Annotated in this window: 23 protein-coding genes; 10 read left to right on the top strand and 13 right to left on the bottom strand. The window is 52.2% G+C overall.

Annotated features, from left to right (window positions below):
* The first annotated feature begins 150 nt into the window (after positions 1 to 150).
* From dkgA to FDX11_RS23110, 3 genes are all read left to right on the top strand, one after another.
* Positions 151 to 978 carry a 2,5-didehydrogluconate reductase DkgA gene (dkgA, locus tag FDX11_RS23100; protein WP_137398589.1) on the top strand — a complete coding sequence of 276 codons (828 nt, stop codon included), beginning with the start codon at positions 151 to 153 and terminating at the stop codon, positions 976 to 978.
* Positions 979 to 1,166: 188 nt separating this feature from the next.
* Entirely contained in the window at positions 1,167 to 2,621 is a 1,455-nt protein-coding gene (locus tag FDX11_RS23105; protein WP_038633882.1) for a DASS family sodium-coupled anion symporter, read from the top strand.
* Between the two features lie 43 nt (positions 2,622 to 2,664).
* Positions 2,665 to 3,120, top strand: coding sequence for an HIT family protein (locus FDX11_RS23110; protein WP_042310999.1), 456 nt, complete (start codon positions 2,665 to 2,667; stop codon positions 3,118 to 3,120).
* A 103-nt stretch (positions 3,121 to 3,223) separates the two neighbouring features.
* Here FDX11_RS23110 and FDX11_RS23115 read toward each other — a convergent pair whose 3' ends face one another.
* Positions 3,224 to 5,395 (bottom strand): YgiQ family radical SAM protein, encoded by a 2,172-nt coding sequence (locus FDX11_RS23115; RefSeq protein WP_003024532.1) that lies wholly within the window; start codon positions 5,393 to 5,395, stop codon positions 3,224 to 3,226.
* Positions 5,396 to 5,593: 198 nt separating this feature from the next.
* Here FDX11_RS23115 and FDX11_RS23120 point away from each other — a divergent pair, with 198 nt between their 5' ends.
* Positions 5,594 to 7,069 carry a TrkH family potassium uptake protein gene (locus FDX11_RS23120; RefSeq protein ID WP_042311002.1) on the top strand — a complete coding sequence of 492 codons (1,476 nt, stop codon included), beginning with the start codon at positions 5,594 to 5,596 and terminating at the stop codon, positions 7,067 to 7,069.
* Positions 7,070 to 7,085: 16 nt separating this feature from the next.
* Here the strand turns inward: FDX11_RS23120 and ftsP are convergent, their stop codons facing one another.
* From ftsP to FDX11_RS23140, 4 genes are all read right to left on the bottom strand, one after another.
* Positions 7,086 to 8,498, bottom strand: a complete 1,413-nt coding sequence (gene ftsP / locus FDX11_RS23125; RefSeq protein WP_038633892.1) for a cell division protein FtsP — start codon at positions 8,496 to 8,498, stop codon at positions 7,086 to 7,088.
* A 71-nt stretch (positions 8,499 to 8,569) separates the two neighbouring features.
* Positions 8,570 to 9,307: a 1-acylglycerol-3-phosphate O-acyltransferase gene (plsC, locus tag FDX11_RS23130; protein ID WP_032940773.1), complete on the bottom strand. Its 738-nt coding sequence runs from the start codon at positions 9,305 to 9,307 to the stop codon at positions 8,570 to 8,572.
* A 194-nt stretch (positions 9,308 to 9,501) separates the two neighbouring features.
* Positions 9,502 to 11,760, bottom strand: coding sequence for a DNA topoisomerase IV subunit A (gene parC, locus FDX11_RS23135; protein ID WP_137398590.1), 2,259 nt, complete (start codon positions 11,758 to 11,760; stop codon positions 9,502 to 9,504).
* A 118-nt stretch (positions 11,761 to 11,878) separates the two neighbouring features.
* Positions 11,879 to 12,274 carry a YgiW/YdeI family stress tolerance OB fold protein gene (locus tag FDX11_RS23140; RefSeq protein ID WP_038633899.1) on the bottom strand — a complete coding sequence of 132 codons (396 nt, stop codon included), beginning with the start codon at positions 12,272 to 12,274 and terminating at the stop codon, positions 11,879 to 11,881.
* Positions 12,275 to 12,425: 151 nt separating this feature from the next.
* Here FDX11_RS23140 and qseB point away from each other — a divergent pair, with 151 nt between their 5' ends.
* Both qseB and qseC read left to right on the top strand, forming a co-directional pair.
* The gene (gene qseB, locus FDX11_RS23145; protein ID WP_032940770.1) at positions 12,426 to 13,085 is read left to right on the top strand and encodes a quorum sensing response regulator transcription factor QseB; all 660 of its coding nucleotides are present in this window, start codon (positions 12,426 to 12,428) and stop codon (positions 13,083 to 13,085) included.
* A complete protein-coding gene (qseC, locus tag FDX11_RS23150; RefSeq protein ID WP_137365265.1) occupies positions 13,082 to 14,431 on the top strand; it encodes a quorum sensing histidine kinase QseC in 1,350 nt (449 codons plus the stop codon). The genes qseB and qseC overlap by 4 nt, the downstream gene beginning before the upstream one ends.
* 7 nt (positions 14,432 to 14,438) lie before the next feature.
* Here qseC and FDX11_RS23155 read toward each other — a convergent pair whose 3' ends face one another.
* Genes FDX11_RS23155 through FDX11_RS25580 form a run of 3 tightly spaced genes read right to left on the bottom strand, consistent with a single transcriptional unit; the run spans position 14,439 to position 15,970 of the window.
* Complete coding sequence (locus tag FDX11_RS23155; RefSeq protein ID WP_072014783.1) at positions 14,439 to 14,771, bottom strand: DUF2645 family protein; 333 nt, start codon at positions 14,769 to 14,771, stop codon at positions 14,439 to 14,441.
* 6 nt (positions 14,772 to 14,777) lie between these two features.
* Positions 14,778 to 15,488: a hypothetical protein gene (locus FDX11_RS25575; protein WP_042311009.1), complete on the bottom strand. Its 711-nt coding sequence runs from the start codon at positions 15,486 to 15,488 to the stop codon at positions 14,778 to 14,780.
* Between the two features lie 2 nt (positions 15,489 to 15,490).
* Complete coding sequence (locus FDX11_RS25580) at positions 15,491 to 15,970, bottom strand: Hcp family type VI secretion system effector (RefSeq protein WP_137398591.1); 480 nt, start codon at positions 15,968 to 15,970, stop codon at positions 15,491 to 15,493.
* 246 nt (positions 15,971 to 16,216) lie between these two features.
* Between FDX11_RS25580 and FDX11_RS23170 the strand changes: the two genes are divergently transcribed.
* Both FDX11_RS23170 and FDX11_RS23175 read left to right on the top strand, forming a co-directional pair.
* Positions 16,217 to 16,798 (top strand): NAD(P)H-dependent oxidoreductase, encoded by a 582-nt coding sequence (locus FDX11_RS23170; protein ID WP_042311012.1) that lies wholly within the window; start codon positions 16,217 to 16,219, stop codon positions 16,796 to 16,798.
* A 30-nt stretch (positions 16,799 to 16,828) separates the two neighbouring features.
* Positions 16,829 to 17,143 carry a putative quinol monooxygenase gene (locus FDX11_RS23175; protein WP_042289259.1) on the top strand — a complete coding sequence of 105 codons (315 nt, stop codon included), beginning with the start codon at positions 16,829 to 16,831 and terminating at the stop codon, positions 17,141 to 17,143.
* Between the two features lie 57 nt (positions 17,144 to 17,200).
* Here the strand turns inward: FDX11_RS23175 and parE are convergent, their stop codons facing one another.
* The 5 genes from parE to nudF are packed head-to-tail and all read right to left on the bottom strand — an operon-like array spanning position 17,201 to position 21,606.
* On the bottom strand, positions 17,201 to 19,093 hold the full coding sequence (parE, locus tag FDX11_RS23180; protein WP_005123094.1) for a DNA topoisomerase IV subunit B: 1,893 nt from the start codon (positions 19,091 to 19,093) through the stop codon (positions 17,201 to 17,203).
* A 28-nt stretch (positions 19,094 to 19,121) separates the two neighbouring features.
* Positions 19,122 to 19,703 (bottom strand): esterase YqiA, encoded by a 582-nt coding sequence (yqiA, locus tag FDX11_RS23185; protein ID WP_038633915.1) that lies wholly within the window; start codon positions 19,701 to 19,703, stop codon positions 19,122 to 19,124.
* A complete protein-coding gene (cpdA, locus tag FDX11_RS23190) occupies positions 19,703 to 20,530 on the bottom strand; it encodes a 3',5'-cyclic-AMP phosphodiesterase (RefSeq protein ID WP_137398592.1) in 828 nt (275 codons plus the stop codon). Before cpdA ends, yqiA begins: the two co-directional genes overlap by 1 nt.
* A 24-nt stretch (positions 20,531 to 20,554) precedes the next feature.
* A complete protein-coding gene (locus FDX11_RS23195) occupies positions 20,555 to 20,977 on the bottom strand; it encodes a DUF1249 family protein (RefSeq protein ID WP_003024582.1) in 423 nt (140 codons plus the stop codon).
* Positions 20,974 to 21,606 (bottom strand): ADP-ribose diphosphatase, encoded by a 633-nt coding sequence (gene nudF, locus FDX11_RS23200; protein WP_042311025.1) that lies wholly within the window; start codon positions 21,604 to 21,606, stop codon positions 20,974 to 20,976. Before nudF ends, FDX11_RS23195 begins: the two co-directional genes overlap by 4 nt.
* A gap of 205 nt (positions 21,607 to 21,811) precedes the next feature.
* Between nudF and tolC the strand changes: the two genes are divergently transcribed.
* Both tolC and FDX11_RS23210 read left to right on the top strand, forming a co-directional pair.
* Positions 21,812 to 23,287: an outer membrane channel protein TolC gene (gene tolC, locus FDX11_RS23205; RefSeq protein ID WP_042311027.1), complete on the top strand. Its 1,476-nt coding sequence runs from the start codon at positions 21,812 to 21,814 to the stop codon at positions 23,285 to 23,287.
* A gap of 148 nt (positions 23,288 to 23,435) precedes the next feature.
* Entirely contained in the window at positions 23,436 to 24,113 is a 678-nt protein-coding gene (locus FDX11_RS23210; protein ID WP_006688037.1) for a DUF1190 family protein, read from the top strand.
* Positions 24,114 to 24,116: the final 3 nt, after the last annotated feature.

Raw genomic sequence — 24,116 nt, forward strand, 5'->3', positions numbered from 1 at the left:
AAGTGTCTAGATTATCTGTGGCGATTCAGACTGGGGTGAACGAGTGCAGCCAACGCATATGCAGCTTGAAGTATGACGAGTATAGGCCAGACTTAAGTCACACCTAACTCACCGGAGCTTGCTCCGGTGACTGTAATCCAGGGGGGAATTATGACCGGTCCAACCATTATCAAACTACAGGATGGTAACGTCATGCCGCAACTGGGCCTGGGGGTCTGGAAGGCAAGCAACGAAGAAGTCATTACCGCTATCCATAAAGCACTGGAAGTGGGTTATCGTTCGATTGATACCGCCGCCGCGTACAAAAACGAAGAAGGTGTCGGCAAAGCGATACGTAATGCGGGCGTGCCGCGGGAAGAGTTATTCATCACCACCAAGCTGTGGAATGATGATCAGAAACGCGCCCGGGAAGCCTTACTCGAAAGCATGGAGAAACTCCAGCTCGATTACCTCGATCTTTACCTGATGCACTGGCCTGTTCCGGCGATCGATCACTACGTTGAAGCGTGGGAAAACATGATCGATCTGCAAAAAGAAGGGCTGATTAAGAGCATCGGCGTGTGCAACTTTCAGATCAATCATCTCCAGCGCCTGATAGACGAAACTGGCGTTCATCCCGTGATCAACCAGATAGAACTGCACCCACTTATGCAGCAGCGCCAGCTTCATGCCTGGAACGCCACGCATAAGATCCAGACCGAATCCTGGAGTCCATTGGCGCAGGGCGGGAAAGACGTCTTCGACCAAAAGATCATCCGTGACCTCGCAGAGAAATATGGTAAATCACCGGCGCAGATTGTCATCCGCTGGCATCTGGATAACGGTCTGGTGGTTATTCCGAAATCGGTGACGCCTGCCCGTATCACAGAAAACTTTAACGTCTGGGACTTCCGCCTGGATAAAGAAGAATTAGGCGAAATTGCGAAACTCGATCAAGGCAGACGGCTGGGACCAGACCCGGACCAGTTCGGCGGTTAATCTCTTCTCTCCGGCCCGACACTCCCGTCGGGCCTTTCTGGCAATGAAATATCAGGAAACAATTAACATACATATATTGATGTATTTCTTGCAGTCGCTGGAGCAGCATTACGCAACATAACCTGTTAATTATTCAATAAATATATTCATATCGTGAATGTATTTACCACATCTATAGGTGCGTAACCGTGGCTGATAAAAAAAGTAATGGCGTCAAATGGCTCCCATTAATTCTTATAGTACTCATTTCTGCCGGACTCTGGCAGCTTACGCCCCCCACTGGGTTAAGTGCGCCAGCCTGGCATTCGGCAATTATCTTCGTCGCCACCATCGCTTCTATTGTGGCTAAAGTATTACCCATCGGCGCGGTCGGCATTATTGGTATTACGGTATTCGCGCTCGCCTATGCTGCCGGGGATAAAACCGCCAGCGGCGCCATCACCACGGCACTGAGTGAACTGAACAGTTCGCTTATCTGGCTTATCGTCGTGGCTTTTATGATTGCCCGTGGGTTTATCAAAACCGGTCTCGGGCGACGTATTGCGTTGCAGATGATCCGCCTGCTCGGCAAGCGAACGTTGGGACTCGCCTACGGTCTGGCTTTTGCCGATCTAATCCTCTCTCCCGCTATGCCGAGTAATACAGCTCGCTGCGGCGGCGTCATCTATCCGATTGCCGACTCTCTGGCGCGTAGTTTCCATTCGAACCCGGAAGATGAGTCCCGCAGTAAAATCGGCACCTTTCTTATCACCTGTATTGGCAACGTCAACGACGTGACGGCAGCACTGTTTATGACCGGCTATACCGGCAACCTGCTGGCAGTAAAACTGGCGGCCAACGCCGGGGTTACGCTGACCTGGGGCGGCTGGTTTATGGCGGCGCTGCTACCTTGTCTGGTCTCTTTGCTGCTCGTTCCGCTACTGGTCTACTGGCTGGTGCGCCCGGAAATCAAACACACGCCGGATGCCCCGAACCTCGCCCGCAAAGAGTTGGCGGAAATGGGCCGTATGTCACGCGGGGAATGGCTGATGTTGGCAACTGTCGGCGTACTGCTGGTGCTGTGGATTTTTGGCGATACGCTGGGCGTTGACGCCACTACCGCTTCGTTTGTAGGGCTGTCGATTTTATTGCTGAGCGGCGTGCTGAGCTGGGAGGACGTCAAAAGTGAGAAAGGGGCATGGGATACGCTGATTTGGTTCGCCGCGCTACTGATGATGGCGAATCAGTTGAAAAAACTGGGCTTCACCACCTGGTTCGGCAATCTGATTGGCGACAGCCTGAGCAGTACTATGCACGGGACCAGTTGGGTGATCGTCCTGCTGCTACTGAACGCCGCCTATTTCTATACCCACTACTTTTTTGCCAGCGGAAATGCGCAGATTGCCGCGCTGTATGCTGTTTTCCTCGGCGTCGGGCTGCATCTGAATATTCCCGCTGCTCCCACGGCGTTAATGCTGGCCTTCACCAGCAGTTTGTACTGCTCGCTCACCCAGTACACACATGCTCGCGGCCCTATTCTGTTTGGCGCCGGGTATGTTCCAACAGGCGTCTGGTGGCGCACAGGATTTATCATCAGCCTGTTTAACCAGGCGGTCTTTATTACCGTGGGTCTGATGTGGTGGAAGGTGTTGGGTCTGTACTAAACTGACTGCGTCCTGACGAAGACCTTACCTGCGGAGAAAAGGAATGACCTGTATTTTCTGTCAAATTGTTGAAGGCAAAGCGCCCTGCCATAAGGTATGGGAAGACGAACACCACCTGGCTTTTCTGTCGATTTTCCCGAACACCGACGGTTTTACCGTGGTGATCCCGAAAAAGCATTACCCCAGCTATGCCTTCGACATGCCGCCGCAGGCGTTAGCGGACCTGATGCTGGCGACCCAAAAAGTGGCTAAGAAACTGGATAAGGCGTTCCCGGATGTCAGTCGTACAGGAATGTTCTTCGAAGGTTTCGGCGTGGACCATGTGCACAGTAAATTAAGCCCCATGCACGGTACTGGCGATTTAACCCACTGGAAACCGATTGAATCGCGGCAGAACAAATTTTTCGAGCAATATGAAGGGTATCTGTCGTCACACGATCATGAACGGGCTGATGACGAAAAACTGGCCGCATTAGCGGCCAGAATACGTGAAGCATAAATACTGAGCACTTCTGCCGGATGGCGATGCAAGCACCTTATCCGGCCTACAACAAAGTGCTATTCGTAGGCCCGATAAGCATTTCACCACCTGGCAAGACAGATTAACGTCCCGCCACTTTCCCGCGTTTTTTGTTTGCGGCAGGCGTCTGACGCTGGTGCGCCACTGGCGTGTGTTTGGTCAGCGCCGGACGAGTATGACGGTTCTGGCGACGCGCTTCGCGCATCTCTTCAAGCGTAGGCGCCGGAACCAGACATTCGCGACGCCCGCCGATCAGATGCTTTTTACCCATATCTTCCAGCGCCTGGCGGATTAACGGCCAGTTGGCTGGATCGTGGTAGCGCAGCAGGGCTTTATGCAGACGACGCTGCTTATCACCTTTCGGCACCACCACATCTTCACTCTTATAACCAATTTTACCCAACGGGTTTTTCCCGGTGTAATACATGGTTGTGGAGTTCGCCAACGGCGATGGATAGAAGTTCTGCACCTGATCCAGACGGAAACGACGTTGTTTCAGCCACAGCGCCAGATTCACCATATCTTCGTCACGCGTACCCGGGTGCGCGGAGATAAAATACGGGATCAGGTACTGCTCTTTACCGGCCTGTTTAGAGTAGGTATCGAACAATTCCTTGAAGCGATCGTAGCTGCCCATCCCCGGCTTCATCATCTTCGACAGCGGGCCTTCTTCAGTATGCTCTGGCGCAATCTTCAGATAGCCGCCCACGTGATGGGTAGCCAGTTCTTTGATGTAGCGTGGGTCTTCCACCGCGATGTCATAGCGCACACCGGATGCGATAAGGATCTTTTTAATGCCTTTGAGATCACGCGCCCGGCGATAGAGGTTAATTGTCGGCTCATGATTGGTATCCATGTGCGGACAAATATCCGGATAGACGCATGACAGACGACGGCAGGTTTGCTCCGCACGCGGTGACTTACAGCGCAGCATATACATGTTCGCCGTTGGGCCGCCGAGATCGGAAATCACGCCGGTAAAGCCCGGGACAGTGTCGCGAATGGCTTCGATTTCATTGATGATCGAATCTTCAGAGCGACTCTGGATGATACGGCCTTCGTGCTCTGTTATCGAACAGAACGAGCAGCCGCCAAAGCAGCCACGCATAATGTTGATCGAGAAACGGATCATCTCATAGGCCGGAATACGGCTGTCACCATACGCCGGATGCGGTACACGCTTGTACGGTAACGCAAAGACGCTGTCCATCTCTTCGGTAGACAGCGGAATAGCTGGCGGGTTGATCCAGATGTAGCGATCGCCATGCTTTTGCATCAGCGCACGCGCGCAGCCTGGGTTAGTTTCGTGGTGCAGGATACGCGACGCATGCGCATACAGCACTTTGTCGCCCTTCACTTTTTCGAAGGACGGCAGCAGCACGTAGGTTTTTTCCCACGGTTTCGGACGTGGCGGCTGTACGGTTACCGCTTTCGCTTCCTGTTTTTTCGGGGCGACAGGTTTGTTGTCGGCACACGGCAGATCTTCACCGTAAGGATGCGGGATCGGGTCAATCTTGCCTGGCGTGTCGAGACGCGTAGAATCCACCCCACTCCAGCCCGGCAGCGCTTCTTTAACCATAATCGCGGTGTTACGCACGTCGCGGATCTGATCGATAGTTTCCCCCATCGCCAGACGATGCGCCACTTCCACCAGCGGACGTTCGCCGTTGCCGAACATCAGCATATCGGCTTTCGAATCCACCAAAACGGAGCGGCGAACGGTATCAGACCAGTAATCGTAGTGCGCGGTGCGGCGCAGGCTGGCCTCAATGCCGCCAAGAATAACCGGCACATCTTTCCATGCTTCTTTACAGCGCTGGGTATAGACCAGCGTGGCGCGGTCCGGACGTTTACCCGCCACGTTGTCCGGCGTGTAGGCATCATCATGGCGCAGTCGGCGATCGGCGGTATAACGGTTGATCATCGAGTCCATGTTGCCAGCGGTCACACCAAAGAACAGGTTCGGTTTACCCAAACGCATAAAATCGTCTTTGTTGTTCCACTCCGGCTGGGCGATAATTCCGACGCGAAAGCCCTGAGCTTCCAGCATACGGCCACAAATCGCCATACCAAAGCTTGGGTGGTCGACGTAGGCATCGCCGGTCACCAGAATGATGTCGCAGCTATCCCAGCCAAGTTGGTCCATTTCGTCACGTGACATCGGCAAAAACGGTGCCGGGCCAAAACAGGCAGCCCAGTACTGCGGCCAGGAGAAAAGGTCTCTGTCCGGTTGGATCAGGGATATTGCGCTCATAGTGCTTCCAAAAATGGTAAAAAAATAATCAAAGGCCGGGGATTATACGCTGTATGTCGGCAAGAAATGAAGTGGAGTCTGAACCAGACCAGTAGAAAGTTGTATAAATTGTTAAATTTTACGACAGCCATTTTTATCAATCATAATTAACACCATGCCGGCCAACTGAGATCACTCTTTTCGGCGGGGGATTTTTCATTGCGACTCAACGATTCACTGCATATTTCCCAGTTACGGGTTGTTGTTCACCTGTGCGGATTTCTGGTTCTTCTCTACAGCTTCTCCATGCTGCCGCCGATGACCATCGCTCTGTTAAATAAAGAGCGGAGCTTTTTCGCATTTTTCAGCACATTTATGACTTTCTTTACCCTTGGCGGCGGGGCGTGGCTGGCAACCAAACATGCGGGAATTCAACTGAGAACCCGGGATGGATTCGTCATTATCGTTTTGTTCTGGCTACTGTTTTCGTTTATTAGCGCAATGCCGATGTGGATGGACGATGGCTTAAATCTCTCCTTTGCCGATGCCCTGTTCGAAGGGGTTTCCGGGATTACCACCACTGGCGCAACGGTGATTGACGACGTCAGCGCCTTGCCGAAATCGTATCTTTACTATCGTGCTCAGCTCAATTTTATTGGCGGCCTGGGCGTTATTGTCCTCGCCGTGGCGGTATTACCGCTGCTGGGTATTGGCGGCATGAAACTGTATCAGTCTGAAATGCCAGGCCCCTTCAAAGAAGAACGCCTCACGCCAAGGCTTGCCGATACCGCACGTACGCTGTGGTTGACCTACGTCATTCTGGGTCTTATTTGTACTCTAGCCTACTGGGCTGCCGGGATGTCGTTTTTCGACGCCTTATGCCACGGGCTGTCGACGGTCTCTCTTGGCGGATTTTCCACTCGCAGCGAGAGCATCGGCTTTTATAACAGCCACGCTATAGAACTCGTCGCCGGACTGTTTTCACTGTTATCCGCGTTTAACTTCACCCTCTGGTACGTTGCTATTGTAAAACGTACCTTCAAGCCCTTTCGTCGTAATGCCGAGCTGCGTTTCTTTCTGCTAATTGCGCTGGTGGTCACGCTGATCGCCACCTGGCAGGTCTGGCGGGCAGGTATGTACGGGCTAACGGACAGCCTGGTGCATGCCTTTTTTCTGGCCAGCTCCATGCTGACGGATAATGGCCTGTCAACGGCGGATTACGCGCAGTGGCCCTCGCACACGATCTTCATGCTGCTTAGCGCCAGCTTTTTCGGCGGTTGTGTGGGATCGACGTGCGGGGGAATTAAAGTGCTGCGCTTTTTGATTATGTTCAAGCAGTGCCGCCAGGAATTACACCAGCTCGCGCATCCTCGCGCCCTGCTGAACATCAAAGTGGGTAACAGCGTGGTAAGCGACAGGGTGGTGCGTTCGGTATGGAGCTTTTTCTTTCTCTACGTTTTGTTCACCAGCTTTTTTATCTGGGCGCTCAATCTGATGGGCTACGATCTCTTCTCATCTTTCGCCACCGTCGCCGCCTGCATCAACAATATGGGGCTGGGATTTGGCGTTACCGCCACGACGTTTGGCACGTTAAATGAGGAGGCAAAGCTGCTGATGTGCGCAGCCATGATCATGGGGCGTCTGGAGATTTACCCCATACTGATCCTGTTTTCGCGCATGTTCTGGCGGGCGTAACGCAAACCCCGGCGCGTTACGGCGCCGGGTTCACCAGGATCTGACCGATCGAGCCACGATCCGCCATTTCCAGCGTCTGGCTGTTAAAGTAGAACGGGAAATGCGCCCAGGAAGGCTGACCGTAATAAACCAGTAACTCGACCTGACCATCTACCCAGACGGTATCTTTCCAACCTCTGTCTTCCGGGAACGGCATTGCGCCGTTCACATTACGGATCAGGAACGAGACGCCCTCAATATGGAAAGACTGCGGCATATCCGCCCGCACCGTCCAGCGCTCCCAGGTACCCTGCTGCGCGGTAATATCCATGCGGTTGACGTCCCACAGCTGACCGTTGATCCCCGGATCGTCATCCAGGCTGATATCACGGCTGCGAATCGGCGAACCGCTGAGGATCTCCGTAGGCAGCAGGCGCATTGGCAGGCTGTCAGTCACCAGCGGCAGAAGGCCAGTTGGTCGCAGAGTCAGCACCAGCGTGGAGATAAGAATACTCGATGGTTCAAAGAATCCGCGGATCCTGTCGACAATGCTGGCCGCCTCGCCACAGGTAATAGAGACCTCATTACCGTTAGTCATATCCACCAGGATCTCACGACGTTCGCCTGGCGCCAGCGAGAGCTGTTTCAATGAAACAGGCGCAGGTAAAAAGCCCTGATCGCTGGAGATCACATGCAGTGCACGGCCATCACTCATTTGCAGTTGGTAACGACGCGAGTTTGACGCGTTCAGCAAACGCAAGCGTACCCAGCCGCGGGAGACTTCGACATACGGGCTTTGCGCCCCGTTGACCAGCAGCGTATCCCCAACAAAACCGCCGCTGCCAGGTTCGCTGTATTCCGGCGTACCAAAGTTGTCCAGACGCTTGTCCTGGATAATGATCGGAAAATCATCTACGCCGTAATGGTTGGGAATAGACAGGGATTTACTGACCTCATCTTCAACCAGCCACATCCCGGCAAGACCATTATAGACCTGCTGGGCAGTACGATTTGGCGTATTGGCGTGATACCACAGCGTGGCGGCATTCTGGCGGATCGGCAGCACTGGCGCCCAATCCGCATTAGGTGACATCATGCGCGCCGGGCCCCCCATCAGCGGACCAGGTACCTGTAATCCGGCGACGGTCATCGAGACATTTTCTGTCAGACGGTTGCTGTAGATAAGCTTGACGTCATCCCCTTTCCAGACGCGGATTGTCGGCCCCAGGTAGCGGCCGTTAATCCCCCAGACAGGCGCGCGTGTGCCTTGTGTAAATGACCAATGCGCGCGTTGCAGCGTCATAAATAACGGCTGCCCCCGACGAGACTCCAGCAGTGGAGGCACAGGTAACGGTTGTTGCTGACCGGCAGCATTAGCCTTCAGCGGAACAGCACCTGCACACAGTGCGATCCCCGATGCCTGAATGAACTGACGCCGACTGAATGACATATAAACTCCATGAAAAACTGGCGATTAACACGCAGGAAATCTTTTCCTGTAAAAAAACCGAATTGCGCGGATTAAACCTTACCGGCGGCTTCCCGCTCTGCAACTTCTTTATCGAGCTCTGCGATTTTTTGTTCCATCAGCGTGCGGCAATGCGCTGCCAGTTCACGAACCTGATCTTTACCAAAATGGCTAATATCCACCGGCGGCAACATCTCTACAATCGCCAAACCGTTATTGAGCCGGTTGAGTTTTATTTTGTTTGAAGTTGTTGAAACGCACACCGGAATAACCGGGACGCCCGCCGCAATCGCCGCATGAAACGCGCCGGTTTTAAACGGCAGCAGACCGCGACCACGGCTGCGCGTCCCTTCCGGGAACATCCAGATAGAAATACGACGTTTTTTGAAATGGTTCACCACGGCTGCGATGGTGCTGTGCGCTTTAGCACGGTTGTTTCTGTCGATCAACAGGTTACCGGTTAACCAGTACAGCTGCCCGAAGAACGGGATCCACAGCAGGCTTTTTTTACCCACCGTTACCGTCGGCGGCTGAACGATATTCGAAGCAGTAACCATGTCATAGTTGTTCTGGTGGTTACAAATATAGATAGCATTACCATAATTCTGCGCGTCTGCCGGCATGCGGCACTCGACCTTCAGGCCATACAGGGGAGCCAGGCGGCCAAACATATGACCGAACGTTGCGACGTGTTTTGGATTCCGTGGGCTGAACAGACAGTATATACAACCGAAAATACAGACCAGAATGCAGTAAATAACAGTAATGATTAAACGAAAAATATATAACATAACAACCTCTAAGGCCTAAGAGCCTGGCATTTTACGTCACCGGATACATAACTCTGCATCAGGTTAGGGCTTTGTTAAGGCGGCTCTCTGGAAAAGCGTATTGTTAATCGCAACGCACGAATAAACAACGGTTTTACGGGAAATTTTAACGTTGGCTCTCCCTGAGCGAAAGCAGGGAGAGCCGGGCAGTCACGTTATTCTTCGCTGTCGCCCTGACTGGCGCGTCGAGGCGAGTCAATTTCAATGCGATCGATACGCTGTAGACCACGCATCAGCGTGCCGCGACGACCACGTTCGCCGGTCACTTTCTGCAACTCTTCAGGACGCAGTTTAATTTTGCGCTTACCGACGTGGATAGTCAGCGTGCTCTGTGGCGGCAGCACATAGAGCAGCGCCAGGCCATCTTCGCCTTTCGCCGCTTCTGCTGAAGGGATATTGATAATCTTGTTCCCTTTGCCTTTCGACAGTTGCGGCAAATCGCTCACCGGGAACATCAACATGCGACCTGCCTGGGTAATGGCCAGCAGCATATCAGTTTCATCTTCAATCACCACAGGAGGCATGACATGCGCATTTTCTGGCAGCGTAATCAATGCCTTACCCGCACGGTTACGCGCCACCAGGTCATTGAAGGTGCAGACAAAACCGTAGCCCGCATCGGATGCCATCAGCAGTTTCTGATCGTCGCCTTCCATCAGCATGTGCTCAACCGTCGCACCCGGCGGCAGCGTGAGCTTACCGGTTAATGGTTCGCCCTGGCCACGTGCCGACGGCAGCGTAATCGGGTCGATGGCGTAGCTGCGTCCGGTCGAGTCAACGAACACCACCGGCTGGTTGCTCTTACCCTTCACTGCCGACTTAAAGCTGTCGCCCGCTTTATAGCTTAATCCTGGCGCATCAATGTCGTGGCCTTTGGCGCTACGCACCCAACCACTCTGAGACAATACAATGGTCACCGGCTCAGACGGCAGCATGTCGTGCTCGCTCATCGCCTTCGCTTCTTCGCGCTCTGTCAGCGGAGAGCGACGATCGTCGCCATAAGCATCAGCATCAGCCTGCAGCTCTTTCTTCAGCAGGTTACTCATTTTACGCTCGGAAGCGAGAATGGCCTGCAGTTGATCGCGCTCTTTCGCCAGCTCATCCTGTTCACCGCGGATTTTCATCTCTTCGAGTTTGGCAAGGTGGCGCAATTTCAGCTCAAGGATAGCTTCAGCCTGCGTTTCGGAAATGCCAAACCGCGACATCAGCTCAGGCTTAGGTTCATCTTCATGACGAATAATCTCGATCACTTCGTCAATGTTGAGGAACGCCACCAGCAAACCTTCAAGGATATGCAGGCGCTTAAGCACTTTTTCCAGACGATAGTTCAGGCGACGACGCACGGTATCACGGCGGAACGCCAGCCATTCGGTGAGGATCTCCAGCAGGTTTTTCACCGCCGGGCGACCGTCGAGGCCGATCATGTTCAGGTTGATACGGTAGCTTTTTTCCAGATCGGTGGTGGCAAACAGGTGGTTCATCACCTGTTCCATATCCACGCGATTGGAGCGCGGGACAATCACCAGACGGGTCGGGTTTTCGTGATCCGATTCGTCACGCAGGTCATCAACCATCGGCAGCTTTTTATTGCGCATTTGAGCAGCGATCTGCTCCAGCACTTTTGCCCCGGAAACCTGATGCGGCAACGCGGAAATCACTACCGCACCGTCTTCTTTGGTCCATACCGCGCGCATACGCACGGAGCCGCGTCCGTTTTCGTAAATCTTACGAATTTCCGCACGCGAAGTAATAATCTCGGCTTCGGTCGGATAATCCGGCCCTTGCACAATATCCAGCAGTTGATCGAGCGTTGTTTTCGGCTGCTCAATCAGCGTAATCGCTGCTTTTGCCACTTCACGCAGGTTATGCGGCGGAATGTCCGTCGCCATACCCACGGCAATACCGGTCGTACCGTTCAGCAGAATATTTGGCAGACGCGCAGGCAGCATCTTTGGCTCCTGCATGGTGCCGTCGAAGTTTGGCACCCAGTCCGACGTTCCCTGACCGAGTTCACCCAGCAGGACTTCCGCATATTTAGACAGACGGGATTCGGTATAACGCATCGCCGCGAAGGATTTGGGATCGTCCGGCGCCCCCCAGTTCCCCTGCCCGTCAACCAGCGGATAACGGTAAGAGAACGGCTGCGCCATCAGTACCATCGCTTCATAACAAGCGCTGTCGCCATGTGGGTGGTATTTACCCAGCACGTCACCGACGGTACGGGCGGATTTTTTAAATTTGGCGCTGGCATTCAGCCCCAGTTCGGACATTGCATACACAATGCGACGCTGAACGGGTTTCAAACCATCGCCAATAAATGGCAACGCCCTGTCCATGATGACGTACATGGAGTAGTTCAGATAGGCGTTTTCCGTGAATTCATGCAGCGCCAGGCGCTCTGCCATATCGCTCATTAATCGTGGTTCCTCAACTTTGTACCCCTCTATTGAAGGGCAATATTGCCGCAGATACTACCCTATCTGGCGTGTTGAGTCACAAAGAAAAGGGCCGCGAATGCGGCCCTGATGGGGATTATTTAGCAACTTTGCTAATCTGTTTCACGTCGATTTCAACGGAGTTCCAGTCTTTATCCACTTCGCCCTGGATCTCAACCACATCCTGCGGGGTTACGGTTACGCCGTTCCAGCGCTTATGGTCAATATCCACATTCACCGTGCCGGTCGCATCTTTAAACACATACAGATCGTCGGAAATACGCTCAACGATGTTCCCACGCAGGGTAACCCACGCGTCATCACGCAGCGATTTAGCACTTGCTACCGTCGTGATGCTGCCGTTCGGGCCGACAAACCCACCGCTTTGGCTTTGTGTGGTCGTCGTTGGCCCAGAGAAGCCGCCCTGCTGCGCTGCCAGAACAGGTGCGGAACACAGTGCCATTACGGCAACCATTGCAGCTAATTTTTTCATCGTCATGTCTCCCTTTCATGTTGGTTTACGACTATTAAATAAGTTAATCCTTAACAACTTCTTAAGGAAAAAAAAGATTCTTTTTTGCTGTACAGATGCGGCAGCGACAAGGTTTACTGACGGTAAAGAGAGTTTTCGCAGGGAAGAATATATGCGCATTTTACTGGTTGAAGATGATACGTTGATTGGCGATGGCCTTAAAACCGGTCTGAGTAAAATGGGTTTTAGCATCGACTGGTTTACCGAAGGACGTCAGGGGAAAGAAGCACTCTACAGTGCCCCGTATGATGCGGTAATCCTCGACCTGACGCTGCCAGGCATAGACGGACGAGACATCCTGCGCGAGTGGCGAGCCAACGGGAAGCAGGAACCGGTGCTGATTCTGACCGCCCGCGACGCGCTGGCGGAACGCGTTGAAGGCTTACGTCTGGGTGCGGATGACTATCTGTGTAAGCCCTTCGCGTTGATCGAAGTTGCCGCCAGGCTGGAGGCGCTGGTGCGTCGTGCCAGCGGCCAGGCCAGCAACACATTGCGCCATGGCGAGGTGACGCTCGATCCCGGCGCGCTGGTCGCCACGGCGGCGGGCGAACCGTTGTCTCTTAAGCCCAAAGAGTTCGCGCTGTTGGAGCTGCTTATGCGCAACAAGGGCCGCGTCCTGCCCCGTAAACTGATTGAAGAAAAACTGTATACCTGGGACGAAAACGTCTCCAGCAATGCGGTTGAAGTACACGTCCATCACTTACGCCGTAAGCTCGGCAGCGACTTTATCCGTACCGTGCATGGCATTGGCTACACCCTGGGTGACGCATGAAATTCGCACAACGCCTCAGCCTGCGCGTCAGGCTAACGCTTATCTTCATGATTTTGGTTTTAGTGACCTGGCTGATTTCCAGCTTTGTCGCCTGGAAGCAAACCACCGATAACGTGAATGAGATGTTCGACACGCAGCAAATGCTGTTCGCCAAGCGTCTTGTCACGCTGGATCTTGATGAACTCAAAGCCTCTGAACGTATCGCGCATACCCCGAAAAAATTCAAACATGGTCATATTGACGACGATGTACTGACCTTTGCGGCCTACACGCCAGAAGGGAAAATGGTTCTTCACGATGGCGACAATGGCCAGTACATTCCCTATAGCTATCGCCGGGAAGGTTTTGACGATGGCTATCTGAATGGCGACAACGATAAATGGCGTTTTGTGTGGCTGACTTCCGCAGATAAAAAGTATCGAATTGTTGTCGGCCAGGAATGGGAATATCGTGAAGATATGGCTTTAGCGATTGTGACAGCACAATTGGTGCCGTGGTTGGTCGCTCTGCCGCTGATGCTGTTAATCCTGATTGTGTTGTTAAGTCTTGAACTTAAGCCACTGAAAAAACTGGCGCAGGCGCTACGTTTACGCGACCCGGAATCAGAAGAACCGCTCAGTTTGAAAGGCATTCCTGGCGAGGTTCGCCCGCTGGTTGAATCACTCAACCAACTTTTCACCCGTATTCATACCACCATGGTACGTGAACGGCGCTTTACTTCAGATGCCGCTCACGAGCTGCGTAGTCCGTTGACGGCGCTAAAAGTGCAAACCGAAGTGGCACAACTGTCTGACGATGACCCGCAGGCAAGGCAAAAAGCCTTAATGCAGATGCAGGCCGGGATCGATCGCGCCACGCGTCTGGTTGATCAGTTACTGACGCTTTCGCGCCTTGACTCCCTCGACAATCTTCAGGATGTGGCGGAAATCTCGCTGGAGGAGTTGCTGCAATCTTCGGTGATGGATATCTACCATTCGGCCCAGCAGGCGCATATTGACGTACGTTTGCAGATTAACGCGCATGGCATCACATGTACCGGGCAACCGCTGTTACTCAGCCTGATGGTGCGAAATCTGCTGGATAATGCGATTCGCTATAGTCCCCAGGGAAGCATTGTGGAAGTGACGCTCAACGCCCGCAATTTTAGCGTCAAAGATAATGGTCCAGGTATTGCGCCGGAAGTTCTGATGCACATTGGAGAACGCTTTTATCGCCCACCAGGGCAAAGCGTGACCGGCAGCGGTCTGGGGTTGTCAATTGTCCGTCGCATCGCGTCCTTACACAGAATGTCGGCCTCGTTTGGAAATGCTCCGGAAGGAGGGTTTGAAGCTAAGATCAGTTGGTAGGCCTAAATCAGTGGCAATATAAATAACGCCCCCAAAAAAGCCACCAGCCAACGAAAAGGCAGGTGGCTACCGCGAGACAATATAACCAGAACTCAAACATTCTTCGGTCATAGAGTTTTCTGACTAGGATAATAATAAGCGGCGTGAGCAGAAAAAATGCTGCAACGGCAGCCTGCAAACCGCGATTATCGTTTGAGACGACAGGTATACTACAAATTGAGTCATTCGGCTCAAGCATCCAACTATATTTATTGAAGGCAAAAAATGTATCGGTTAACCAATACGCAAGGACTATATATAGAGACACTTCAAGTATAGATACTACTTTTCCTTTTAACATATACAATTACTCTCTAAGTAATGCTCTGATATGTTCTCTTATTTCCAGCAATCTCATACCATAGGATATATAGTTATAGTCTTCCGTACCTCGTTTGGGTACATTACTTATTAATTGGGTGAAATCTTCTAAACGTCTTTGAACTCCCCGATTATACCTCACACCCGCCATTATGTATTGCTCATCGGTCATATAAAGTGTTGCTACATCAGGATAATCATAGAGAATGAGATCTCTCAAATAATTTGCTGTTACGCGCAAGTTAAAGTCATCCTCCATGAGACAAGTTGCTAACTCCAACTGATCCCTGGTAGTAAGCTCCGAAGGATCCAGGCCAAGTGTAACAGCCGCAACGCGTATTTGTGCAGCTACAGAACCAAATGATGTTTTATCTGCAGGTTTGCTCCCCCACCCAATCATCCTTTTAACCTCAAACACCTGAAATTTAAAATTTTCAGGCATTCCTCCTGATTCAATCCATGCTACTGCGCCAAGCAGGTCGGAGCGTATCCCCGCAGCGTTAGCATGTTTAATGATTTTATCTCTGTTGTATTGCACATATGCATCTTTATAGGCATTCAAATAAAATGCTCCTGAAAATCCACGGGCATCATTTTTGCCTAACTTCCAAAACAAAACATCAATTTCATCCCATTTCCGGAATTTTGTCTGTGGGATGGTACAGAAACGGTTCCTCAGCATAAAATCGCTTTTCATCGTTAGAAAATCCTTTCTTCCCAGAAGCTATATGACTCAGTGCCGGCTATAAGATGTTTCCACGTTATATTTTTATAGCTCAGCATAATGACTTCCTCTGGCTGATTACCTGCATGTGTTAACACATGAGGATAGCAGGATGAAATGTTAGACAAATAAGCATCCTGTAACTCAATAGAGTAAAACCGTTCAATACCACCACCAGAAATTGTTCTATAAAAGTCAAATAAAACCGATAATTTTTCATTTTCAGAAATCGCGGCATTTAACAAAGGTGATGACTTATCTATTGGCTTATAAAATTTCACAGGATGATGTAAAACATTATGATCTCGACTCATGGAATGGTCGAATTGCAGGACAAAAATTTCATCAACGTGGTTTAGTTGATATTTATTACCAATAGAAGCAGATGTTCCACAATCAGCAGAAATCATGCCCTGCTTTTCACCGATAACTGTCGCATATATAATATTGGCCATTATAAAACCCTTTATATTGGTGTTTTGAATAACTCAGCTACAGACAGTTTATTCCTTCACTGTGATAAAAAATCACTCCATTTATCTGTTACAGAAAATTCAGAATTCATTTACACACTTTACGTAATTTCTCCACGACACCCAACTATTGCTATAAATGCAAAAGACTTTGCACATTTTGCTAATTTCACCGTACCGCTCATCAGCGTAGAATCGGCCTCAAACGTTATTCTTTGAGGACACAAAATGAGCAACATCCTGATTATCAACGGTGCGAAAAAATTCGGCCATTCTAATGGGCAATTGAATGACACCCTGACCGAGGTCGCGGACGGTATCCTGCGCGACCTCGGGCATGATGTTAGAGTCGTACGCGCTGACAGCGATTATGACGTTCAAACAGAAGTGCAGAACTTCGTCTGGGCCGATGCGGTTATCTGGCAAATGCCTGGCTGGTGGATGGGCGCACCGTGGACCGTGAAAAAATACATCGATGACGTGTTTACCGCAGGTCACGGTACGCTGTATGCCAGCGATGGCCGTACACGTTCAGATGCCTCTAAAAAATACGGTTCCGGCGGGCTGATTCAGGGCAAAAAATACATGTTGTCTCTGACCTGGAACGCGCCGATGGAAGCCTTCACGGAAAAAGATCAGTTCTTCCATGGCGTTGGCGTTGATGGCGTTTATCTCCCGTTCCATAAAGCAAACCAGTTCCTGGGAATGGAAGCGCTGCCGACCTTTATCACCAATGACGTGATTAAAATGCCGGACGTCCCGCGTTATATCGCAGAATATCGCAAGCATCTGAACGAAATTTTTGGTTAACTGGTAACCTGGAATTAGAAGGAGTTAACCATGCTTACCGTTATTGCAGAAATCCGTACACGTCCAGGTCAACATCATCGCCAGGCGGTACTGGATCAGTTCGCTAAAATCGTTCCGACCGTACTGAAAGAAGAAGGCTGCCACGGCTACGCGCCGATGGTCGATCATGCTGCTGGCGTCAGTTTTCAGACTACAGCCCCGGATTCTATCGTCATGATTGAACAGTGGGAAAGTATTGCCCACCTTGAAGCGCATTTGCAGACCCCGCATATGAAAGCCTACAGCGAAGCCGTGAAAGGTGATGTGCTGGAGATGAATATTCGTATTCTGGAATCTGGCATTTAAGATTGTCGATTTGCCGGATAAGGCGTTTTACGCCGCCATCCGGCATTTAAGGATCGATTACCCTTCGAGATCCGCCAGGTCGCCTTTCTCCTGCAACCAGTTACGACGATCTTCAGAACGCTTCTTGGCCAGCAGCATATCCATTACCGCGTTGGTGCGCTGATCGTCTTCATCATCAATGATGAGCTGCACCAGGCGGCGCGTGTTCGGATCCAGCGTGGTTTCGCGCAGCTGCATCGGGTTCATTTCGCCCAGACCTTTAAAGCGCTGCACGTTCGGCTTGCCTTTCTTGCGTTTTAGCTGCTCCAGTACGCCCGCTTTTTCTTCTTCCGTCAGTGCGTAATAGACCTCTTTACCGAGGTCGATACGGTATAACGGCGGCAGCGCCACGTAGACGTGACCGTGTTTCACCAGCGTGCGGAAGTGTTTTACAAACAGTGCGCACAGCAGCGTGGCGATGTGCAGACCATCGGAGTCCGCATCCGCCAGGATACAGATCTTGCCGTAGCGCAATTGGCTCAGATCGTCGCTGTCCGGATCGATACCGATCGCCACCGAAATATCGTGAACTTCCTGCGAGGCCAGCACTTCATCGGAAGAGACTTCCCAGGTATTGAGGATCTTACCTTTGAGCGGCATGATCGCCTGGTACTCACGATCGCGCGCCTGTTTGGCCGATCCGCCCGCAGAGTCACCTTCGACAAGGAACAGTTCGGTGCGATTGAGATCCTGTGCGGTACAGTCCGCCAGCTTCCCTGGCAGCGCCGGACCGCTGGTCAGCTTTTTACGCACCACTTTTTTCGCCGCGCGCAGGCGACGCTGGGCGCTGGAAATCGCCATCTCAGCCAGCAGTTCGGCTGACTGCACGTTTTGGTTCAGCCACAGGCTGAAAGCATCTTTCACCACGCCAGAGACAAAAGCCGCGCACTGACGCGAGGAGAGACGCTCTTTGGTTTGCCCGGCAAACTGCGGATCCTGCATTTTTACCGACAGCACGTAAGCGCAGCGATCCCAGATATCTTCCGCCGACAGCTTCACGCCGCGCGGCAGGATATTGCGGTATTCGCAGAACTCGCGCATCGCATCCAGCAGGCCCTGACGCAGACCGTTAACATGCGTACCGCCCTGCATGGTTGGGATCAGGTTTACATAGCTTTCGGTCAACAGCTCGCCGCCTTCCGGCAGCCAGAGCAACGCCCAGTCAACGGTCTCTGTCTCACCGCTAAAATTACCGATAAACGGTTTTTCTGGCAGCGTCGGCAGGCCATTCACCGCTTCGCTCAGATAATCATTCAGACCATCCTGGTAGCACCAGCGCTGTTCGCTATTGTTGACCTCATCTTTAAAAGTGATCTCAACACCCGGACACAATACCGCTTTAGCTTTCAGTACGTGCGTTAAGCGCGAAACGGAAAAACGCGGGCTGTCGAAGAAGGTTTCATCCGGCCAGAAGTGCACGCTGGTTCCGGTATTGCGTTTACCGCAGGTCCCGACAACCTGTAAATCCTGCACCTTATCGCCGTTCTCAAACGCGATGTTGTACACCTGTCCGTCGCGACGCACGTTCACTTCCACACGCTTAGACAGAGCATTGACCACGGAGATACCCACCCCATGCAGACCACCAGAGAACTGATAGTTCTTATTGGAGAACTTACCACCCGCATGTAAACGGCAGAGGATCAACTCAACCGCCGGAACACCTTCTTCAGGGTGAATGTCTACTGGCATGCCGCGGCCATCATCAATGACTTCCAGAGATTGGTCAGCATGTAAGATCACGTCCACACGTTTTGCGTGGCCCGCCAGTGCTTCATCCACACTGTTATCAATCACTTCCTGCCCAAGGTGGTTCGGACGGGTTGTATCGGTGTACATCCCCGGGCGACGGCGTACCGGCTCAAGCCCAGTGAGTACCTCAATGGCATCAGCGTTATAAGTTTGCGTCATGGTTTAAATAAGCAATTCGAATTGATCGTCAGAAACTGTGCAGTCCAAGAAAATCGACAATCTGGTTGAAATAATCTTCGAAGCCCGTGAATGCGTGGTTTCCGCCCTCAGTAACTGTCTGGCGGCAGGAGGCGTAATACGCCACCGCCTGGCGGTAGTCCAACACTTCATCGCCCGTTTGTTGGAGCAGCCAGATTAAATCCGGCGCTTCCAGCGGGTCAATCTGCATGACTTTAAGATCGTAAATATGGCGTGACTCTAGCACATATTGCTGCCCCGTGTAGGGGTTCTCGTTTTGACCGAGATAGTCGACCAGCAGTTCATAAGGCCGGACCGCCGGATTCACCACCACCGCTGGCAGCATAAAACATTGTGACAGCCAGGTGGCGTAATAGCCGCCCAACGAGGAACCGACAATCCCCAGCGACTCGCCGCCATGCTCAAGAACGATCGATTCCAGCATCTCTGCGGCCTGAGCAGGATACGGCGGCAGCTGCGGTACGATCATCTCAACGTGCGGATGGTGCTCCGCCAGCCAGCTTTTCAGCAAACATGCCTTCGCCGAACGAGGAGAACTGTTAAATCCGTGGAGATAGAGAAGTGTAGACATCAGTAGCCTTCTGAAGCGGTATCAGGGTGGAACCGATTACCCTGCAGACGACACACCTGAGTCTGCAACGTACCGTCAGCAAATAGCTCCAGCGTACGCCAACCGGGGCTGATGGTATCTAACGTGAAATTAGAACAATGCGGCTTAAACTGCACGCAGGTCGACGGCGTCGCCAACAGGCGGCGACCGTTCCAGTCCAGATCCAGTTCCTGATGAATATGCCCGCAGAGCAGATACTTCGCGCGCGGGTAGTTCACCAGCACGTTGTCCAGTTCGGCGGCATTGCGCAGACTGTGCTGATCGAGCCAGCTGCAGCCCGCAGGCAGAGGATGATGATGCAGAAGCAGCAAGGTATTGCGTTCAGGCGCATCGGCAAGTTTACGCTCCAGCCATTCGAGCTGAAATTCGCTTAACTCGCCGTGGGGAACGCCAAACACCTGACTGTCCAGCAACAAGATTTGCCACTGTTCGCCAATGAAGACGCGCTTAGCCGGGGAAATGCCAGCTTCCTGCAGCGAGCTGTACATTGCAGGCTGAAAATCATGATTACCCGGGAGCCAAACGCAGGGCGCACGAAAACTTGCGATGCCCTCAGCAAAATGCTGATAAGCCGCAGCGGATTGATCCTGCGCCAAATCGCCAGTCGCGACGATCAGATCGTACTCTGGCGACTCAGCATGTATTGCATCCAGTACGGATTGATAGCTGTCCCAGGTGTTCACACCCAGCAGCGTTTCATGCTTTTCGGCAAACAGGTGAGTGTCTGTAATTTGTAAGATCCTGACTCTGGCCTCACCAGCCAAAGGAAGGGTTAACAGGCTTTCCAAATGGTGTCCTTAGGTTTCACGACGCTAATAAACCGGAATCGCCATCGCTCCATGTGCTAAACAGTACCGTAACCAGTCGGCCAGAAACTGGTTAATTTGATGCTTTTCGTCGCGTTGATGCAACTTTTTATTTGGATAATCATACCGCGCTTTGAAGCGAAAGATCTGCTGACTTGAACACACTTCAGCGACCCTCGCATCATGATACAGACGCACGGTTAACGACGGCAGGCTCCAGTAAGTCACAGCCGGTGCCGTTTGTTCGATCGCGACAAGCGTAGTGTATCGGGTCGATTCAACGATCGTTAACCGATATTGTGCGTTTGCTACCTGATAGCTCACTGTTTCACCGGCTGCGTCATTACGCGGCAACAGGCGGCGCAATTGCGAATAATTGGTTTCGCACAGGCGCATCATTTCAGGGAAGTCAGGTGTGTAACGCTTCATTTTTTCCACTCAGTTTTTAACTCTTGATGGTGCAGCTGTAACCATTGCAAGGCGATGACAGAAGCCGCGTTGTCGATTATCCCCTCTTCTACCCATTGATAAGCCTGTTCCCGGCTCACCACATGAACACGAATATCTTCGTTTTCATCAGCCAGACCATGAATTCCGCTCGCGGTCGTGGCGTCCACTTCACCCACCATAATCGATGAGCGTTCGCTGGTGCCTCCCGGGCTTGCCAGATAACTTAGCACCGGTTTTACGCGTTTAACGTTAAGCCCAGCTTCTTCCATGGCTTCACGGCGCGCGACATCTTCCACACTCTCGCCTTCTTCGATCATCCCGGCCACCATTTCCAGTAGCCATGGGCTGGCGCTGGTATCAAACGCCGCGATGCGGATCTGCTCGACCAGCACAACTTCGTCCCGCTCAGGGTCAAAGGGTAGCAAGACTGCCGCGTGTCCGCGCTCAAAAATTTCGCGCTTTACCTCACCGCTCATCCCGCCGTTAAACAGGCGATGGCGGAATCGATAAAGATCCAGTGAAAAAAATCCGCGGTATAGCGTTTCTCGTGCAATAATTTCTACATCATTTTTAGTGAAAGTCATTGGCAAGTTGTCTGGTTTACGCATTGTGCTGTCCTGAAACCAATAGTGTTTAAAATGTGAATTTCAAGGTCGTTTGACTGATGTTTCAACGCCCTTGTGTTAAATTGATGCAAATTAACGCCGTATGGCACGTAACGCCAACTTTTTGCAGTGGCGGATTCTGCTAGAATCAGCAAATATTTTTACAATTTGATCAGCGCTAAATACTGCTTCACAACAAGGAATGCAAATGAAGAAATTGCTCCCCATCCTTATCGGCCTGAGCCTGTCGGGGTTCAGTACTCTGAGCCAGGCAGAAAACCTGATGCAGGTTTATCAGCAAGCACGCCTGAGCAACCCGGAATTGCGTAAATCCGCCGCCGATCGCGATGCTGCATTCGAAAAAATTAACGAAGCGCGTAGCCCATTACTGCCGCAACTGGGATTAGGTGCCGATTACACCTACAGCAATGGCTACCGTGATGCAAATGGCGTCAACTCCAACGCCACCAGCGCATCTCTGCAGTTAACTCAGTCCATTTTTGATATGTCAAAATGGCGTGCCCTGACGCTGCAAGAAAAATCAGCGGGCATCCAGGACGTGACCTATCAGACCGATCAGCAAACGCTGATCCTGAATACCGCCACCGCCTATTTTAACGTACTGAACGCGATTGACGTGCTGTCTTACACCCAGGCACAGAAAGATGCGGTTTACCGTCAGTTAGATCAGACCACTCAGCGTTTTAACGTTGGCCTGGTTGCCATCACTGACGTACAGAACGCCCGTTCACAATACGATACCGTGCTGGCGAACGAAGTTACCGCGCGCAACAATCTGGATAACGCGGTGGAACAGCTGCGCCAGGTGACCGGTAACTACTACCCGGAACTGGCTTCGCTGAACGTTGACGGCTTTAAAACCAACAAACCGCAGGCGGTGAACGCACTGCTGAAAGAAGCAGAAAACCGCAACCTGACCTTATTGCAGGCGCGTTTAAGCCAGGATCTGGCGCGTGAACAGATTCGCCTGGCGCAGGACGGTCATTTACCAACTCTGGACCTGACCGCATCTACTGGCGTATCTGACACCTCTTACAACGGTTCCAAAACTAACAATAACGCCCAGTATGACGACAGCAACATGGGCCAGAACAAAATCGGTCTGACCTTCTCGCTGCCTATCTACCAGGGTGGAATGGTTAACTCGCAGGTGAAACAAGCGCAGTACAACTTTGTTGGCGCGAGTGAACAACTGGAAAGCGCACACCGCAGCGTGGTGCAGACCGTTCGTTCTTCGTTTAACAACATTAATGCGTCCATCAGTAGCATCAACGCGTACAAACAAGCGGTTGTTTCTGCGCAAAGTTCTTTGGATGCGATGGAAGCCGGTTATTCCGTTGGTACACGTACCATCGTGGATGTATTGGATGCCACTACCACGCTGTATAATGCCAAGCAACAGCTGGCTAATGCGCGTTATACCTATCTTATCAATCAGTTAAACGTCAAATCCGCGCTCGGTACGCTGAACGAGCAGGATCTGGTGGCCCTGAACAATACGCTGGGTAAACCGGTATCCACTACCCCGGATACGATCGCCCCGCAAAACGCGCAGCAAGACGCCGCAGCGGATGGTTATACGTCCAACAGCACGACGCCGGCGGCGCAGCCGACAGCAGCACGTACAACCAGCAGCAACGGCACCAACCCGTTCCGTAATTGATGCTGATGACGGGGCTTCGGCCCCGTCTGAACGTAAGACAACGTAAAGATCCGCCCCTTCCTACGCATTCTCGCCTCTTCCCGCTTCAATTTCGACCAGTCATCCTCTATTCTGAGCAGTATTTACCACTGGGTCCTGGAAGACATAAATGAAACGGACAAAATCGATACATCACGCCTCGTTCCGCAAAAGCTGGAGCGCACGCCACCTGACTCCTGTCGCCCTGGCAGTTACCGCTGTGTTTATGCTCGCGGGCTGTGAAAAGAGCGACGAAACGGTTTCGCTTTATCAAAACGCGGACGACTGCTCGGCAGCGAATCCGGGTAAAAGCGCCGAATGTACTACCGCGTTCAACAATGCGCTGAAAGAAGCGGAACGCACCGCGCCAAAATATGCCACTCGCGAAGACTGTATCGCCGAATTCGGCGAAGGCCAGTGCCAACAGGCACCTGCGCAAGCGGGTATGGCGCCGACCGGCGAAGGCCAGGCTCAGGCGCAGAACCAAAGCAGCGGCAGCTTCTGGATGCCGCTGATGGCAGGCTACATGATGGGCCGACTGATGGGCGGCGGTATGGGCGCGCAGCAGCCGCTGTTCAGCTCGAAAAATCCGGCCAGCCCAGCATACGGCAAATACACTGATGCCAGCGGTAAAAACTACGGTGCAGCGACGCCGGGTCGTACCATGACCGTGCCGAAAACCGCCATGGCGCCGAAACCAGCCACCACCACTACCGTCACCCGCGGCGGATTTGGCGAATCTGTGGCTAAACAGAGCACTATGCAGCGTAGCGCCAGCGGCACCACCACACGTTCAATGGGCGGCTGATGG

Origin of the sequence: Citrobacter sp. wls714 (assembly GCF_005281025.1) — a bacterium.
GTDB lineage: Bacteria > Pseudomonadota > Gammaproteobacteria > Enterobacterales > Enterobacteriaceae > Citrobacter > Citrobacter werkmanii.